This is a genomic window from Pseudarthrobacter sp. SORGH_AS 212 (assembly GCF_030818145.1).
Taxonomy (GTDB): Bacteria; Actinomycetota; Actinomycetes; order Actinomycetales; family Micrococcaceae; genus Arthrobacter.
Window position 1 is genome coordinate 136,054 of sequence record NZ_JAUTAA010000001.1, and the last position, 16,684, is coordinate 152,737.

The window sequence follows — 16,684 nt, forward strand, 5'->3', positions numbered from 1 at the left end:
GCTAGAGGACGGCGATGGCGCGGTCCGTCGGCGCAACCGGCGCCGGCAGGATGGTGCTGCCCATCAGGTACTTGTCCACTGCCGCGGCGGCGGCGCGGCCTTCCGCGATCGCCCAGACGATCAGGGACTGGCCACGGCCGGCGTCGCCGGCAACGAAGACGCCCTCGGTGTTGGTCATGTAGTAGCCGTCGCGGGAGACGTTGCCGCGGCCGTCAAATTCGGCCTTTACCTGTTCGGTGATGTTTGCAGGCTCGGCACCGGTGAAGCCCAGCGACAGGAACACCAGGTCGGCGGGGATAACCCGCTCGGTGCCTGCCTTGGGCAGCCGCTTGCCGTCAACAAACTCGGTTTCGGCAACCTTGACGCCGGTCAGCTTTCCGTTTTCGCCAACGAACCCGATGGTGGAGGCAAGGTAGGTACGCTCGCCGCCCTCTTCGTGGGCGCTGGCAACCTCGAACAGGGTGGGAAACGTGGGCCACGGCTGGTGGCCGGCACGCTCCGCCGGCGGCTGCTTGCCGATGGCCAGCGTGGTCACGGACGCAGCGCCGTGGCGGTGCGCGGTGCCGAGGCAGTCCGCACCGGTGTCGCCGCCGCCCAGGATCACCACATGCTTGCCCTGCGCATGGATCTGGTTCTCGATGGACTCCCCCGCCACTGCGCGGTTGGCCGGAACCAGGTAATCCATGGCGAAGTGCACGCCGTCCAGGTCGCGGCCCGGGATGGGCAGGTCGCGCGGCACGGTGGCGCCGGTGGCGATGACCACTGCGTCATACCGGCGGCGCAGCTGTTCCCAGGTGACGTCGGTACCAACAGCGACGCCGGTGCGGAAGCGGGTGCCTTCGGCCTTCATCTGCTCGAGCCGGCGGTCCACCTGCTCTTTTTCCATCTTGAAGTCGGGGATGCCGTAGCGCAGCAGGCCGCCGATTTTGTCGTCCCGTTCGTAGACGGCGACGGTGTGCCCGACGCGGGTTAGCTGCTGGGCAGCGGCCAGCCCGGCAGGGCCGGAACCGACGACAGCCACCGTCTTGCCGGTGAGCCGGTGCGGCGGCAGCGGGTTGACCCAGCCGTTGTCGAAGGCCTCATCGATGATGGAGACTTCAACCTGCTTGATAGTCACGGCAGGCTGGTTGATGCCCAGCACGCAGGACGCCTCGCAGGGTGCAGGGCAGAGACGGCCCGTCCACTCCGGGAAGTTGTTCGTGGCGTGCAGGCGCTCGATGGCTTCCTCGCCCTTGTCCCGCCACGTGAGGTCGTTCCATTCAGGAATGAGGTTGCCCAGGGGGCAGCCCTGGTGGCAGAACGGAACGCCGCAGTCCATGCAGCGGCCCGCTTGGGCCTTCAGCGTGCCCTTCTCCTGGGCCTCGTAGACCTCTTTCCAGTCCATGATGCGGACGGGAACGGGACGGCGCGGCTGGGTTTCACGCTGGCGTACTTTCAGAAATCCGCGTGGGTCAGCCACCGGTCACCTCCAGGATTCGAGACCAAACTTCTTCGCCGTCGGGGTCAAGGCCCTCTTCGATGGCGTCAAGACGGGTTTGCAGTACGGCCGCGTAGTCGCGCGGCAGCACCTTGGTAATGCGGGCAACGGTGTCATCGAAGTTCTCCAGCAGGCGCGCGGCCAGCTGCGAGTCGGTTTCCTCGATGTGCTTCACCAGCAGCCCGTGGACGATGTCGCGGTCCTCGGCGTCCAGCTCGCGCAGCTGCAGCTCGCCGGACTCAAGGGCCTGCTTGTTGACGCGGGTGGTCCGCAGGTCAAGGACGTACGCGGTTCCGCCGGACATGCCGGCACCGAAGTTGCGTCCCGTGCGGCCCAGGATCAGCGTCTGGCCGCCGGTCATGTACTCGCAGCCGTGATCGCCAATGCCTTCGACGACGGCGGTGGCACCGGAGTTGCGGACCAGGAAGCGTTCGCCCACCTGGCCGCGCAGGAACATCTCACCACTGGTGGCACCGTAGCCGATGACGTTGCCGGCAATGACGTTGGTCTCTGCCTTGAACACGTTGGTACGGTCCGGGCGGACGATGATCCGGCCGCCGGAGAGGCCCTTGCCCACGTAGTCGTTGGAATCGCCGAAGAGCCGCAGCGTGATGCCTGCCGGCAGGAAGGCGCCCAGCGACTGGCCGGCGGTGCCGTTCAGGGTGATGTCGATCGTGTCCGTGGCCAGCACATCGGTGCCGAACGCCTTGGTGACGGTGTGGCCCAGCATCGTGCCCACCGACCGGTCGGTGTTGATGACGTCCACGGTGATCTTTACCGGGCTGCGGTCCGTCAGCGCTTCGGTGGCCATGGTGATCAGGCGCTGGTCGAAGTGCTTGTCCAGCTCGTGGTTCTGGCCGGTCATGTTGCGCAGCGGCGCGTCGTCGTCGAACTCGAGGCCGTGCAGGATCGGATCCAGGTCCAGGCCCTCGGCCTTCCAGTGGTCGATGGCTTCGCGGGTGTCCAACACCTCGGCGTGTCCGATGGCCTCTTCAAGGCTCCGGAAACCGAGCTCGGCCAGGATCTCGCGGACTTCCTCGGCCAGGAACTCGAAGAAGTTGACCACAAACTCGGGCTTGCCGCTGAAGCGGGCCCGCAGCTCGGGGTTCTGGGTGGCAACGCCCACCGGGCAGGTGTCCAGGTGGCAGACGCGCATCATGATGCAGCCTTCCACCACCAGCGGAGCAGTAGCGAAACCGAACTCCTCACCGCCGAGCAGCGCAGCGATGACAACGTCGCGGCCGGTCTTGAGCTGGCCGTCCACCTGCACCACCACGCGGTCGCGCAGGCCGTTGAGCATCAGGGTCTGCTGGGTTTCGGCCAGGCCGAGTTCCCAAGGGACACCCGCATGCTTCAGCGAGTTCAGCGGCGAGGCGCCGGTGCCGCCGTCGTGTCCGGAGACGAGTACGACGTCGGCCTTCGCCTTGGTCACGCCGGACGCGACGGTGCCGATCCCGACTTCCGAGACGAGCTTCACGTGCACACGGGCCGAGGGGTTGGCACGCTTGGCATCGTAGATGAGCTGCGCGAGGTCCTCGATCGAGTAGATGTCGTGGTGCGGGGGCGGCGAGATGAGTCCCACGCCGGGGGTTGAGTGACGGGTCCGGGCTACCCAGGGGTAGACCTTCTGCGCCATCAGCTGGCCGCCTTCGCCGGGCTTGGCACCCTGGGCCATCTTGATCTGAATGTCGTCGGCGTTGGTCAGGTAGAGGCTGGTCACGCCGAACCGTCCGGAGGCGATCTGCTTGACGGCGGAGCGGCGCTCCGGATCGAGCAGGCGGTCCACGTCCTCGCCGCCTTCGCCGGTGTTGGACTTGCCGCCCAGCCGGTTCATGGCGATGGCCAGGGTCTCGTGCGCTTCCTTGGAGATGGAGCCGTAGCTCATGGCTCCGGTGGAGAACCGCTTGACGATGCTGGAGACAGGCTCCACTTCCTCGAGCGGAACGGCGGGGCGCCCGTCCTTGAACTTGAGCAGTCCGCGCAGTGTCATCAGGTTGGTGGACTGGTCGTCCACGCCCTTGGTGTAGGCCTTGAAGATGTCGTAGCGGCGTTCACGCGTGGCGTGCTGCAGCCGGAAAACCGTCTCCGGGTTGAACAGGTGCGGTTCGCCGTCGCGGCGCCACTGGTATTCGCCACCACCCAGCAGCGGGCGGTGCGGCTGCTCGATGCCGCCCTCGGGGTAGGCCATCTGGTGCCGCGCGGAAACTTCGGCTGCGATGACGTCGAGGCCGACGCCGCCGAGCTGGGAGTGGGTGCCGGCGAAGAATTCGTCCACCAGGTCCTGGCCGAGGCCGAGCGCCTCGAACGTCTGCGCACCGGTGTAGGAGGCCACGGTGGAGATGCCCATCTTGGACATGATCTTGAGGACGCCCTTGCCGAGGCCCTTGATCAGGTTGTAGACGCCGTCCTGCGGGGTCACGCCGGTGACGTCACCGGCGGCGATGAGCTGCTCCACGGATTCCATGGCCAGGTACGGGTTCACGGCGGAGGCGCCGTAGCCGATCAGGACTGCAACGTGGTGCGTCTCGCGGACGTCGCCGGCCTCGACCACCAGTGCGGTCTTGGTGCGGTTGGCGCTGCGAAGCAGGTGGTGGTGCACTGCGCTGACCAGCAGCAGCGACGGGATGGGCGCCCACTGGGCGTTGGAGTCACGGTCGGACAGCACGATGTACTGCACGCCGCGGTTGATCGCACCGGAAACCTGCTCGCAGATTTCGGTGAGGCGGGCGCGGAGCGCGTTCTCGCCGCCTTCGGGTCGGTAGAGGCCCCGGACCTTCATGGATAAGCGGTCGCCGTCGGGGCTTTCGATGTTGGCGATCTTGGCGAGCTGGTCGTTGTTGATCACCGGGAACGGCAACTGGACCTGGGGCTGGCGGACCTGCTTGGTGTCCAGCAGGTTGCCGTTGGGGCCGATCGCGCAGGTCAGCGACGTAACCAGTTCTTCGCGGATAGCGTCCAGCGGCGGGTTGGTGACCTGCGCGAACGACTGGACGAAGTAGTCGAACAGCAGGCGCGGGCGCTTGGACAGCACGGCCACCGGGGTGTCGGAACCCATGGCGCCGAGCGGCTCGGCACCGGTGCGGGCCATCGGGCCCAGCAGGATCTTCAGTTCCTCGGTGGTGTAGCCGAAGGTCCGCTGGCGGATGTTCACGGATGCGGCCGTGTGCACCACGTGCTCGCGCTCGGGCAGTTCGTTGAGGTCGATCAGGTTGTCCTTGACCCACTCAGCCCACGGGTTGGCGGCGGCGACCTCGGCCTTGACCTCTTCGTCGTCGATGATGCGGCCGGCGTCGGTATCCACCAGGAACATCTTGCCCGGGGATACACGGCCCTTCTTGACCACGCGGGAAGGCTCGACGTCGATGACGCCCACCTCGGAGGCAAAGACGATCAGGCCGTCTTCGGTGATCCAGAAACGGCCGGGGCGCAGGCCGTTGCGGTCCAGCGTGGCACCCACCAGGTTGCCGTCCGTGAACGACACTGCAGCCGGGCCGTCCCACGGTTCCATCAGCAGGGAGTGGTACTCGTAGAACGCACGGCGGGCCGGATCCATGGTGGCGTGGTTTTCCCAGGCCTCAGGGATCATCATCATGATCGAGTGCGTGATGGGGCGGCCCGAAAGCCACAGCAGCTCGGCCACCTCGTCAAAGGACGCGGAGTCGGAGGCGCCGGGGGTGCAGATGGGGTACAGCTCTTCCGGCGAGTCACCCAGCAGCGGGTTGGCCAGCTGTGACTGCCGGGCGCGCATCCAGTTGCGGTTGCCCTTGACGGTGTTGATCTCGCCGTTGTGGGCGATGGTCCGGAAAGGCTGTGCCAGCGGCCATGACGGGAACGTGTTCGTGGAGAACCGCGAGTGGACGATCGCCAGCTTGGTCTTGAAGCGCTTGTCCGAGAGGTCCGGGTAAAACGGCTCCAGCTGCGCTGTGGTGAGCATGCCCTTGTAGACGATGGTCCGGGAAGACAGCGACGGGAAGTAGACGCCGAACTTGTTCTGGGCGCGCTTGCGGATCCGCCAGGCACGGGAATCGAGCTCGTTGCGCTCCAGGGCCTCGCCGGTGGCGGAGGCGAAGAACGGTTGGGAGAAGTACGGCATGCAGGCACGGGCCATGGCTCCGACGAGGTCGGCGACCACTGGCACTTCGCGCCAGCCGAGGACGGTGAGGCCTTCGTCAGCGGCCAGGCCCTCGATACCGGCCTTGGCGGCGTCGGCCTCGCGCTGTTCAGCCGGAAGGAAAGCGGTGCCGGCGACGTACTGGCCGGGTGCCGGCAGTTCGAATTCGGTGACGGCCCGGAAGAACTCGTCCGGGATCTGCATCAGCAGGCCCGCGCCGTCACCGGTGCCCTCGTCGGCGCCTACAGCGCCGCGGTGCTCGAGGTTGCGCAGCGCCGTCAGGGCGGCATCGACGATGTCATATCCGGGCTCGCCGCGGAGGGTGGCGATAATCGCAAGACCGCAGGCATCCTTCTCCTGCTCCGGGTTGTACAGCCCGGCGGCCTCCGGCAGGGACGCGAAGCGCTTAAACGGCGACATGGCGGCCTCGGGCTGGTCCGGTTCGGACCAGCTGGGAGTGTGAAGAGTTTGGGTCATGGGAGACGTCCTTCCTCCTGATCGTGCGTATGGAAGGGACACCGTTGGCCCCACTCGTCGGCGCCACTGTGATGGGCACAACAAAGTGTTATTTACTGGAAATTGTAGGTCAGCCCGGCCTGCTGAACTAACGGTTACGCAGGCCCCTGCCCAGGGCTTCACCGGACGGCAGCTCTATGCTGTCCAAGTTCGGCCCCATGCCACGACATTGTGGTTTCGGGCCCTTCGAGCGGTGGCTCTGCTGCCCTGCCTTGGCCGGCGCCCTACTTGCTGCTGCCGGCTTCCGGTGCCGTTCCGGTGGCTGTGCTGCCGGAGTGTCCGGAAGCCGCTGCGTCCGTGCCTGGCTTGCCGCCGGCCGGTGCTGCCTGGGCCTTTTCCGCGGGGACGGAAGCAGGCCTGGAACCGCTTTGGTTATCAGGGAGATTATCACGCGATTCACTATCTGAGACAACAGAGTCCGCATCACGGACCTGATCATTCGTCCGTGTGACGTCTCCCGTCGCCTCCGCGTCCGCGGGCTTTTCCACCGCCCCGTCAGCGGGCTTGCGGCCCGGCAGATACACCGTGTCCGGCTCCGTGCTCTTCTTCAGGCCCAGCAGGATGAAGGCCGCCAACGCCACGACGAAGACCAGGATGCTGGTCCAGACGTTCAGCCGCGTGGTGATCCCGAACAGTGAAACCTGCTCCGCGTCGTCAATGCGCATGGCCTCAATCCACACACGCCCCAGCGTGTAGTACATCGCGTAGAGCCAGAAGAGCCGGCTGCGGCGGAAGTTGAAGCGGCGGTCCAGGGCGAGCAGGATCACGACGCCGGCAATGTTCCACAGCGATTCGTACAGGAAAGTCGGGTGGAACAGGGTGTCCGCCGGGACTCCGGCGGGGAAGTTCGCGTTGTCCGCGTCGATCTGCAGTCCCCAGGGCAGGGTGGTGGGACCGCCGAAGAGTTCCTGGTTGAACCAGTTGCCCCACCGGCCCAGGGCCTGGGCCAGCAGCAGTCCCGGTGCTGCGGCGTCCAGGAAGGCGGAGAGCTTGACGCCGCTGCGCCGGCAGCCGATCCAGGCACCGATGACTCCGAGCACCACGGCACCCCAGATTCCCAGTCCGCCGCGCTGGATCTGCGGAATCAGCGACAGGTCGCCGGTGCCGTCGAAACCCGGGCCGAAGTAGGCATCCGGCGATGAGAACACGTGGTAGAGCCGGCCGCCGATGATGCCGAACGGAATGGCCCAGATGACGACGTCCCAGACGCTGCCTTCCGGGGCTCCGCGCTTGGCCCAGCGGACGGATGTGAGCCAGAGGCCCGCGATGATGCCGGCCAGGATGCACAGGGCATACGCGTGGATGCGGAGGGAACCCCAGGGCAGGGGGATATCGAATCCGGACCAGCCAGGGCTGGGGATGCTGGCGGGAACCAGGGTGGGCGCCAGTTCAGCGGCGGCGAGGAGGGTCTGCATCCCCTAGGCTTCTTCCCCGGCGTGGCCGGTTTCCCGCGCCAGGCCCGTGCTCAGGTCTTTGGTGAGTGCCGCGACGGCGTCAACACCGCCGTCGCGGACGGCTGCCACCAGCGCGGTTCCCACGATGACGCCTTCGGCGTACGCGGCGATCTCGCGGACCTGGCCGGCGGTGGACACGCCGAGACCCACGCAGACGCGCTCGGCGCCGGCGGCGTGGGCGGCGGACACAACGTCCTTGGCGGCGGAGCTCACGGAGGTCCGTGCGCCGGTGACGCCCATGATGGATACGGCGTAGACGAAGCCGCGGCTGGCGTCGACGGTGCGCTGCATGCGCTCGGCGGTGGACGACGGCGCGACCAGGAACACCCGGTCCAGGCCGTACTTGTCGGACGCTTCAAACCATTCGGCGGCCTCGTCCGGGATCAGGTCCGGGGTGATGAGCCCTGCTCCCCCGGCCTCGGCGAGGCGACGGGAGAATTCGTCCACGCCCATCCGGACCACGGGGTTCCAGTAGGTCATGACCAGGACGGCGGCTTCGGTCTTGCTGGTGATGCCTTCCACGACGTCGAAGACCTGCCGCACGTGGAAGCCGCTGGCCAGGGCCTCGGTGGTGGCGGCCTGGATAACCTGGCCGTCCATCACGGGGTCCGAGTACGGGATGCCGATCTCGATCAGGTCGGCGCCGTTCTCGGCCAGCGCAATGCCGGCGGCAATGGTCTGCTCCACGGTGGGGTACCCCGCCGGGAGGTAGCCGATCAGTGCGGCGCGGCCTTCGGCACGGGCCTTGTCGATGGCTGCTGCGGACTTACTGATGGTCTGTGCCTTACCGGCCGCCTGTGCGCTGCTCACAGCTGTTCCCCTTCTTTGCCGATTTCCGATTCGGCGGAATCCTTGTCCAACAGGTCGAACCATTCAGCCGCGGTGGCCACGTCCTTGTCACCGCGTCCGGAGAGATTGATGATGATGATCTTGTCCGCGGCGGTTTCGCCCCCGTCAGCCGCTTCGGCGGCGAGCCGCTGGCCGACCTTGATGCCGCCGGCCAGGGCGTGCGCCGACTCGATGGCGGGGATGATGCCCTCGGTGCGGCACAGGATGCGGAACGCCTCCATCGCTTCACTGTCGGTGATGGGCTCGTAGCTGACCCGGCCAATGTCGGACAGGTAGGAGTGTTCCGGTCCGACGCCGGGGTAGTCCAGGCCGGCGGAGATGGAGTGGGACTCGATGGTCTGGCCGTCATCGTCCTGCATGAGGTAGGAGCGGGCGCCGTGCAGAACGCCCGGCTTGCCGAGCGTGATGGTGGCGGCGTGCCGTCCCGTTTCGACGCCGTCGCCGCCTGCTTCGAAGCCGTAGATCCTGACGGACGGGTCGTCCAGGAAGCCGTGGAAAATACCGATGGCGTTGGAACCGCCGCCGATGCAGGCGCACACGGCGTCCGGAAGGCGGCCGGTCTGCTCAAGGATCTGGGCGCGGGCTTCCTCGCCGATGACTTCGTGGAAGTAGCGGACCATGGCGGGGAACGGGTGGGCGCCCGCGGCGGTGCCCAGCAGGTAGTGGGTGTTTGCCACGTTGGCCACCCAGTCGCGGAGGGCATCGTTGATGGCGTCCTTCAGGGTCTGCGAGCCGCTGGTGACGGGGATGACCGTTGCGCCGAGCAGCTCCATGCGGGCCACGTTGAGGGCCTGGCGGCGGCAGTCCTCGGCGCCCATGTACACGACGCACTCGAGTCCCAGCAGCGCGGCGGCCGTCGCGCTGGCAACGCCGTGCTGCCCCGCGCCGGTCTCGGCGATGATGCGGGTCTTGCCCATCCGCTTGGCCAGCAGGGCCTGCCCCAGGACGTTGTTGATCTTGTGCGAACCGGTGTGGTTCAGGTCCTCGCGCTTGAGGAAGACGCGGACTCCCCCGGCGTGCTCTGAGAAGCGCTTCGCCTCGGTGAGCAGTGACGGCCGGCCGGAGTAATTCTTGTTCAGGTCTGCGATCTGGGCCCGGAAATCGGGATCGTTCCTGGCCTTGTCGAAGGTTTCCTCGAGCTCGTCCAGGGCGGCGATGAGGGATTCGGGCATCCAGCGCCCGCCGAAGCTGCCGAAGTACGGCCCCGGGGCGTGGCGCAGGGAACCGCCCTGCAGGAAGGCGTCCGTGGCATTGTTGTCAGCGTTGCCTGAGGGTGCGTGGGCCATCAGTCCCGTCCTGTTCCAGTAGTTCGATCAAAGTATGGGTCCGGGCGGGGCCGCCCGGACTGTTGTACCGCGCCAATGGACTGGCATCAGCAGCCTCGCGGCCTGCCGGCAGGCGTGTGCCGGTCAGCCCCGGGCCGCTATGGCGGCGGCACCTGCGGCGGTGAACTCCGCGATGCGCTCCAACGGCGTGGAGTGGCTGACCAGGGCCTCGCCCACCAGGATGGCGTCGGCGCCGCTGGCGGCATAGTGCGTGACATCGTCCACATCGCGGACTCCGGACTCGGCCACCACCACTGCGCCGGCCGGAATCCGGCCCGCAAGGGAGGCAAACACGGACCGGTCGACGTCGAGCGTCTTCAGGTTGCGCACGTTGACGCCGATGATGCGGGCGTTCGCCGCGGCGGCGCGGTCGATTTCCTCTTCCGTGTGCGTTTCCACGAGGACGTTCATGCCGAGCTCGTGGCTGAGCGCGCTGAAGTCGGCCAGTTGGGCGTCGGACAGCGCTGCGACGATCAGCAGGATCAGGTCCGCACCGTGCGCCCGGGCTTCCCAGATCTGGTACTCATCCAGGGTGAAGTCCTTGCGCAGCAGCGGGATGTCGACGGCGGCGCGGACGGCGTCGAGGTCGGCGAGGGAGCCGTTGAAGCGGCGCTGTTCGGTGAGGACACTGATGACGGCGGCACCGCCGTCGGCGTACTGCCGTGCGAGGGATGCGGGATCGCCGATGCTGGCGAGGTCCCCCTTGGAGGGGCTCCGCCGCTTGATTTCGGCGATGACCTTGAGCTGGTCGCGCGAGGGTGAGGGTCCGCCCAGTGCCGTCCAGGCGTCACGGGCGGGCGCGGCAGCCTGCGCGAGGTCCTTCAGTTCAGCCAGGGAAACGAGCCGCTTCCTGGCCTCCATATCCTCCCGGACACCTGCGTTGATGTCGTCGAGAACAGTTGCCATCAGTGGCCGGAGTTCTTGAGCTTGCTGCCCTCGACGCCGTAACCTGCCTTGCGCATGACGTAACCGAGGAGCAGGCCCACCACCATGACGACGCCACCTGCGATGAAGATGGGGGTGTTGGCGATGACGAAGGCGATGGACATGATGAGTGCACCGACGAGCATGACGATGACGCAGGTCCATGCGGCGGGGCTGTTGCCGTGGCCCAGTTCCTGGCTGTGGTCAATGGCGCCCGGGGCTACCTGGCGGGTGCCGGACTTGGAAACGGACGCAGGTGCTTTGCTCATGGAAAATCTCCTCAGGGTGGATACTGCTTACATTCTGCCATTTTTTGGCCGGTGATCCGGAACCGGCCCGCTGCCCTGCGGGCCTGTACCGGTGGCTATCTGCCGGATCAGGTGGGGTCGTCCCCGCGCGAGAGCCTGTCCCAGCTGTCGATCTCATCCACGGGGCCGCTGGCCGCCGCAGTTCCGGCCATGGCGCGGGCGTCATATTTGGTCCGTGCGGCCCAGTGGCGGGACGCGGGCAGGATCAGCAGTCCGCCCAGGGCAAGCAGGCAACCGGCCACGACGGCGAGCACAGGGAAAGCGGTGACCGCCACCTGGGCCTGGGTGCCGGTGACGCCCGTGGCCGCGCCGATGGATCCCTGGGACGCCGCCAGCGGGTCGGCCAGGACGGTCCCCGCCGCAGCGACGATGCCGGCCGAGGCCAGGACGATGATGGCGGCGATAATCCAGCGGGCGATCCTGCCGGCGATGGATGCGGCGAGCCCGCCTGCCAAAGCCACCAGGGCAAGGGCCGTCACCGCGGTGGCAGCCTTGCTGCCTTGGACCTGCAACGGTTCCTGGCCGGCGCCGGCCTGGCTGGGGTCGAGGGTGACGGTCATCCAGGTCTGGGTGGTGGTGCCGAAGACGGCCAGGGCCAGGACAGCGATGAGCAGCACCACACTGGACTTCCGCGCCCACGCCGGAGCTGCCGTCCGGGTTTTCACTGCGCCGCTCGGTGCGGGGCTTGGGTCAGGCATCAGGAATCGCCGCCGGGCAGGGAGTCTGCGGTGATGTCGTGAAGGGAACCGGCGGTGTGCACTGCCCGCAGCGGCGCGGCCGCCTTGTTAACGGTCTCGAGTGCTTCGGTGGGGTTCACGGAGTCAGCCACGATGCCGCCGCCGGCCTGCACATAGGCCCGGCCTTCCCTCACCAGGGCGGAGCGGATGGCGATGGCCATGTCCATGTCCCCGGCGAAGTCCAGGTAGCCCACCACACCGCCGTAGATGCCGCGGCGGTGCGGTTCCAGCTCGTCGAGCAGGCGCAGCGCCCGCGGCTTGGGGGCGCCGGAAAGCGTGCCGGCCGGGAACGTGGCCTTCAGGACGTCGTAGGCTTTTGCGTCCGGGGACAGCTGTCCCACCACGGTGGACACCAGGTGCATGATGTGGCTGAAGCGCTCCACTTCCATGAACTGGGTGACGTCAACGGTTCCGGCAACGCAGACCTTGGAGAGGTCGTTGCGCGAGAGGTCAACCAGCATGAGGTGCTCGGCGCGTTCCTTCTGGTCCGCGAGCAGTTCCTCCGCCAGGGCCTTGTCAGCCTCCACCGTCTTCCCGCGGGGCCGGGATCCGGCGATGGGGTGCGTGATGACCTCTTCACCGGTGACCGTCACCAGGGCTTCGGGTGAGGAGCCCACGATGGAGTACTCCCGGCCATCGGCGTCTTCGAGGCTGAAGATATACATGTACGGGCTGGGGTTGGTGTTCCGCAGCACGCGGTACACATCCAGCGCGGAGGCCTTGCACTCCATTTCGAACCGGCGCGAGATGACCACCTGGAACACTTCGCCGTCGACGATCGCTTCCTTGCCGCGGTCAAGAGCGGCCAGGTAGTCGTTTTCATCCCAGCGTTCCTGGACACTGGAGGCAAAGTCCAGGGCGGCGGGGGCAAGGACGGAGACCGGCTGCACCACGGGGGTGCTGACTCTGGCCAGGAGCGCCTTGACCCGTGCCACGGCATCGTGCCAGGCCTCGTCCACGCGCTCGGTGCTGTTATCGAAATTGATGGCGTTGGCGATCAGCAGCACCGTACCGTCCACGTTGTCGTGAACGGCCATGTCGGTGACCAGGTTGAGCGCCATCTCCGGCAGGTGGAGGTCGTCTTCGGGCGGGCTTACCAGCCGCTCCCAGTGCCGCACGGTTTCCCAGCCGAGGAAGCCCACCAGCCCGGAAGTGAACGGCGGCAGGCCGTCGAACCGGTCCGTACGGAGGGCATCGATGGTGTCCCGGATGGCGTCCACGGGGCTGCCGTCCACGGGTACGCCCGCCGGCGGTTCGCCCAGCCAGTGCGCCTGGCCGTCCTTGGTGGTGAGGGTGGCACGTGATTTGGCACCGATGAAGGAGTAGCGGGACCACGTGCCGCCCACGGCAGCGGACTCCATGAGGAACGTGCCGGGCTGGCCCTGTGCGAGCTTGCGGTACAGGCCGATGGGGGTTTCGGCGTCCGCGAGCACCTTCAGTCGTACCGGAATGACCCGGCTGTGGCCGGCCAGCTCCCGGAATTCCTCAAGGCTGGGGCTGATGGTTCCAAGGTCCTGCATGGCTATGCTATTCCGCCTGTTCTTAGAAGGGCCGGCTGCGCCGGGCGCCTGAAGTTCTGCGGGGAGCCGGACTCCCCTTCTGCCGGGTGGGCCTGCGGTGCGGGGCTCAGCCGGCGGCCGCGGTCACCACGTCCAGGTCCCTGCCGTCGAAGCAGGTCCTGGTGCCGGTGTGGCAGGCGGCACCCACCTGGTCCACCCGCACCAACAGGGCGTCGCCGTCGCAATCCATGGCTACGGACTTGACCCACTGGACGTGGCCGGACGTGTCGCCCTTGCGCCAGTACTCCTGGCGGGACCGGGAGTAGAAGGTGACCCGGCCGGTGGTCATGGTCCTGTGCAGCGCCTCGTCATCCATCCAGCCGAGCATGAGGACCTCGTTGGTGTCGTACTGCTGCACGACGGCGGCCACCAGGCCTGCGTTGTCACGCTTCAGCGCGGCGGCAAGCGCCGCGGGAAGGGGGCTGGCCGGTGCATAGCTTTCCGGAGCGCCCCCGGCAGCGCCGGGCAAGGCAGCGCCGGGCAAGGCAGCGCCGGGCAGGGCGGCACCGGTGGTTTGGGCGGTGGTTTGTGCGGGGGCAGGCTGCTCAGACATCAGGTCAAGTCTAGTGCCTTGGCCACTGCCGGACCCGATGTGAACAACGGCACGCCAGCCGCAGGGGCCGTGCTGCCCAACTTCGGGCCTCTCATGCTAGTTTTCCAAGTGATGCATTTCGTCGAACCGTCCCGAGAAGTCCTGGCCGAAACCTTGCTTGCGGCCGGCCCTGACGCGCCCACGCTCTGCAAGGGGTGGCGCACCAGGGACCTCGCCGCGCACCTTTACCTGCGCGAGCGGAAGGCTGCGGTGGGGCTTGGCCTGATCATCAAGCGGCTGGCCAAGGCCTCGGACCAGGCCACCGCGAAACTGGCTGAGAAGCTGACCAACACCGAGGACTACGCCGGCTTGGTCAACACCTTCCGCGCCGGGCCCCCGGCGCTTTCGCCGATGAGTATCAGGGCCCTGGATGAGAGTGCCAACCTGATCGAGTACTTCGTGCACACCGAGGATGTCCGCCGGGCCGTCGACCGATGGGCGCCCCGCGCCCTCGACGAGGCCTACTCGGATGCGCTCTGGGATGAACTCGTCAAGCGCGCAGCCATCCTGTACCGCGGCGTGGATCTGGGCATCGTGCTGGTCCGCCCGTCCGGGCCCCGCCACGTGGCCAAGCGCGCACCGGTATCGGTGGCCATCGTTGGCGAGCCGGGCGAACTGCTGATGCACGCCCACGGCCGCACCCGCCACGCCCTGGTCACCTTCGAAGGCCAGCCGGACGCCGTCGCGCTCCTCCAGTCAGCCGAAGTCGGCCTTTAACCTACACAACTGAGTAGCACTAAATGTCGTTTTGAGCCCTCAAAACAGCATTTAGTGCTACTCAGTTGAGTAGGGACATGCTTTAGCGGACCTCGAAGCCGGCGTTCCTGATGGCGTCTTTGACCTGGTGCATCATGTCATTCGGGCCCCAGTGGAAGATTGAGGCTGCAAGGACAGCGTCAGCCCCCGCAGCCACAGCGGGCGGGAAGTGGGCGGGCTCCCCTGCGCCGCCCGATGCGATCAGCGGCACCTTGACGGCGGCGCGGACCATGCGGATCATTTCAAGGTCAAAGCCGTCCTTGGTCCCGTCCGCGTCGATGGAGTTCAGGAGGATTTCGCCTACCCCGCGGTCGGCCGCCTCCTTCGCCCATTCGATCGCGTCGATCCCGGTCCCGGTCCGCCCGCCGTGGGTGGTCACTTCGAAGCCCGAGGCCGTGGGCTTGGATCCGGGACGGGTCCGGCGGGCGTCCACGGACAGGACGAGGACCTGGGAACCGAAGTGCCGGGTGATCTCGTCGATGACGTCCGGGCGGGCGACGGCGGCGGTGTTGATGGCTGCCTTGTCCGCGCCGAACCGCAGGAGCTTGTCCACCTCGGCCACGCCGCGGACGCCACCGCCGACGCACAGCGGGATGAAGACTTCCTCGGCGGTGCGGCGGACCACGTCAAAGGTGGTCTCGCGGTTTCCTGAGGATGCCGTGACGTCGAGGAACGTCAGTTCGTCGGCCCCGGCTTTGTCGTAGCGGTGGGCCAGCTCAACGGGATCGCCGGCGTCGCGGAGGCCCTCGAAGTTGACGCCCTTGACGACGCGGCCGGCGTCAACATCAAGGCAGGGAATGACGCGGACTGCTACTGCCATGGGTACTCCTGGAGAAATCAGCGGTGCTGTGGGGGTTTCCGGCGCTAAATGCGGCAGGCGTGGATGCTGCTGACCAGGATGGCACGGGCACCGAGATCATACAGTTCGTCCATGATGCGGTTGGTTTCCTTCTTCGGCACCATGGACCGGACGGCAACCCAGTCGGAGTCGCGCAGCGGTGACACGGTGGGCGATTCCAGGCCGGGGGTCAGGGCAGCCGCTTTTTCCACCAGTTCCTTGCGGATGTCGTAATCCATGAGGACGTACTGGCGGGCCACCAGGACACCCTGGAGGCGGCGGATGAGGACGTCGACTTCCTTGGCGGTTCCGTTGGCGCCTCCACCGGTACGGCGGATCAGGACAGCCTCGGACTTGAGGATGGGGTCGCCAAAGATTTCCATGCCGGCGGCCTTGAGGGTGTTACCCGTTTCCACGACGTCCGCGATGGCGTCGGCGACACCCAGGCGGACTGAGGACTCAACAGCACCGTCAAGGCGGACCACCTTGGCGTTGATGCCGCGTTCGGCGAGGTAGCCACGGAGAAGGCCGTCATAGCTGGTGGCAAGGCGCTTGCCGTCAAGTTCCTCGGCGGAGGCAAAATCGCCCACGGGTCCGGCGAACCGGAAAGTGGAGGCTGCGAACCCCAACGGCAGCAGTTCCTCGGCTTCCACCTCGGCGTCCAGCAGGAGATCGCGGCCGGTAATGCCGACGTCGAGGGTTCCCCGGCCCACGTACACGGCGATGTCGCGCGGGCGGAGGAAGAAGAACTCGATGTCGTTGTCCGGGTCAACCATGACCAGCTCACGGCTGTCGCGGCGCTGACGGTAGCCCGCCTCGGACAGCATCGCCGAAGCGGCTTCGGACAGGGATCCCTTGTTGGGGACGGCAACTCGCAGCATTGGGGTGTTCTTTCTGGATGGAATGTCTGGTGGTTCAGGCAGTGCAGGCCACGGCTGGACCAGCGGCAGAGTGCGCGCCGGGCCGGTGGCTACAGATGCTTGTAGACGTCTTCCAGGGTCAGGCCTTTGGCGAGCATCAGAACCTGCAGGTGGTACAGCAGCTGGGAAATTTCCTCGGCCGCGGCTTCATCGGATTCATATTCGGCAGCCATCCAGACTTCGGCTGCTTCCTCAACGACTTTCTTACCGATGCCGTGCACACCGGAGTCCAATTCAGCGACGGTGCGGGAGCCTTCCGGGCGGGTGGCTGCCTTCTCGCTAAGCTCAGCGAACAGCGTCTCGAAATTCTTCACGCCC

The 16,684-nt window shown here is 67.0% G+C and carries 14 protein-coding genes; 1 reads left to right on the forward strand and 13 read right to left on the reverse strand.

Going from position 1 to position 16,684, the window contains the following annotated elements:
- Window position 1: 1 nt before the first annotated feature.
- From QE394_RS00600 to hisI, 10 genes are all read right to left on the reverse strand, one after another.
- Window positions 2-1,459: a glutamate synthase subunit beta gene (locus QE394_RS00600; protein WP_091719669.1), complete on the reverse strand. Its 1,458-nt coding sequence runs from the start codon at window positions 1,457-1,459 to the stop codon at window positions 2-4.
- Window positions 1,452-6,065, reverse strand: coding sequence for a glutamate synthase large subunit (gltB, locus tag QE394_RS00605; protein WP_261620516.1), 4,614 nt, complete (start codon window positions 6,063-6,065; stop codon window positions 1,452-1,454). Before gltB ends, QE394_RS00600 begins: the two co-directional genes overlap by 8 nt.
- A 263-nt stretch (window positions 6,066-6,328) precedes the next feature.
- On the reverse strand, window positions 6,329-7,519 hold the full coding sequence (gene lgt / locus QE394_RS00610) for a prolipoprotein diacylglyceryl transferase (RefSeq protein ID WP_349033500.1): 1,191 nt from the start codon (window positions 7,517-7,519) through the stop codon (window positions 6,329-6,331).
- Between the two features lie 3 nt (window positions 7,520-7,522).
- Entirely contained in the window at window positions 7,523-8,368 is an 846-nt protein-coding gene (gene trpA, locus QE394_RS00615) for a tryptophan synthase subunit alpha (RefSeq protein WP_349033501.1), read from the reverse strand.
- Window positions 8,365-9,693 carry a tryptophan synthase subunit beta gene (trpB, locus tag QE394_RS00620; protein ID WP_261620519.1) on the reverse strand — a complete coding sequence of 443 codons (1,329 nt, stop codon included), beginning with the start codon at window positions 9,691-9,693 and terminating at the stop codon, window positions 8,365-8,367. Before trpB ends, trpA begins: the two co-directional genes overlap by 4 nt.
- Before the next feature lie 123 nt (window positions 9,694-9,816).
- Window positions 9,817-10,638 (reverse strand): indole-3-glycerol phosphate synthase TrpC, encoded by an 822-nt coding sequence (trpC, locus tag QE394_RS00625; RefSeq protein WP_056084576.1) that lies wholly within the window; start codon window positions 10,636-10,638, stop codon window positions 9,817-9,819.
- Window positions 10,638-10,925 carry an HGxxPAAW family protein gene (locus QE394_RS00630; protein ID WP_015936888.1) on the reverse strand — a complete coding sequence of 96 codons (288 nt, stop codon included), beginning with the start codon at window positions 10,923-10,925 and terminating at the stop codon, window positions 10,638-10,640. Before QE394_RS00630 ends, trpC begins: the two co-directional genes overlap by 1 nt.
- A 107-nt stretch (window positions 10,926-11,032) precedes the next feature.
- Window positions 11,033-11,662 (reverse strand): Trp biosynthesis-associated membrane protein, encoded by a 630-nt coding sequence (locus QE394_RS00635; RefSeq protein WP_349033502.1) that lies wholly within the window; start codon window positions 11,660-11,662, stop codon window positions 11,033-11,035.
- The gene (locus QE394_RS00640; RefSeq protein ID WP_349033503.1) at window positions 11,662-13,221 is read right to left on the reverse strand and encodes an anthranilate synthase component I; all 1,560 of its coding nucleotides are present in this window, start codon (window positions 13,219-13,221) and stop codon (window positions 11,662-11,664) included. The genes QE394_RS00635 and QE394_RS00640 overlap by 1 nt, the downstream gene beginning before the upstream one ends.
- A 106-nt stretch (window positions 13,222-13,327) precedes the next feature.
- The gene (hisI, locus tag QE394_RS00645) at window positions 13,328-13,813 is read right to left on the reverse strand and encodes a phosphoribosyl-AMP cyclohydrolase (protein WP_349033504.1); all 486 of its coding nucleotides are present in this window, start codon (window positions 13,811-13,813) and stop codon (window positions 13,328-13,330) included.
- Window positions 13,814-13,924: 111 nt separating this feature from the next.
- On the opposite strand from hisI, the gene QE394_RS00650 reads away from it, so the two are divergent.
- Window positions 13,925-14,569, forward strand: a complete 645-nt coding sequence (locus QE394_RS00650) for a TIGR03085 family metal-binding protein (RefSeq protein ID WP_056084825.1) — start codon at window positions 13,925-13,927, stop codon at window positions 14,567-14,569.
- Window positions 14,570-14,651: 82 nt separating this feature from the next.
- Here the strand turns inward: QE394_RS00650 and hisF are convergent, their stop codons facing one another.
- The 3 genes from hisF to QE394_RS00665 form a co-directional block, all read right to left on the reverse strand.
- Window positions 14,652-15,428, reverse strand: a complete 777-nt coding sequence (gene hisF / locus QE394_RS00655) for an imidazole glycerol phosphate synthase subunit HisF (RefSeq protein WP_056084586.1) — start codon at window positions 15,426-15,428, stop codon at window positions 14,652-14,654.
- Window positions 15,429-15,472: 44 nt separating this feature from the next.
- Window positions 15,473-16,327, reverse strand: a complete 855-nt coding sequence (hisG, locus tag QE394_RS00660) for an ATP phosphoribosyltransferase (RefSeq protein ID WP_056084590.1) — start codon at window positions 16,325-16,327, stop codon at window positions 15,473-15,475.
- Window positions 16,328-16,416: 89 nt separating this feature from the next.
- Complete coding sequence (locus QE394_RS00665) at window positions 16,417-16,680, reverse strand: phosphoribosyl-ATP diphosphatase (protein WP_015936881.1); 264 nt, start codon at window positions 16,678-16,680, stop codon at window positions 16,417-16,419.
- Window positions 16,681-16,684: the final 4 nt, after the last annotated feature.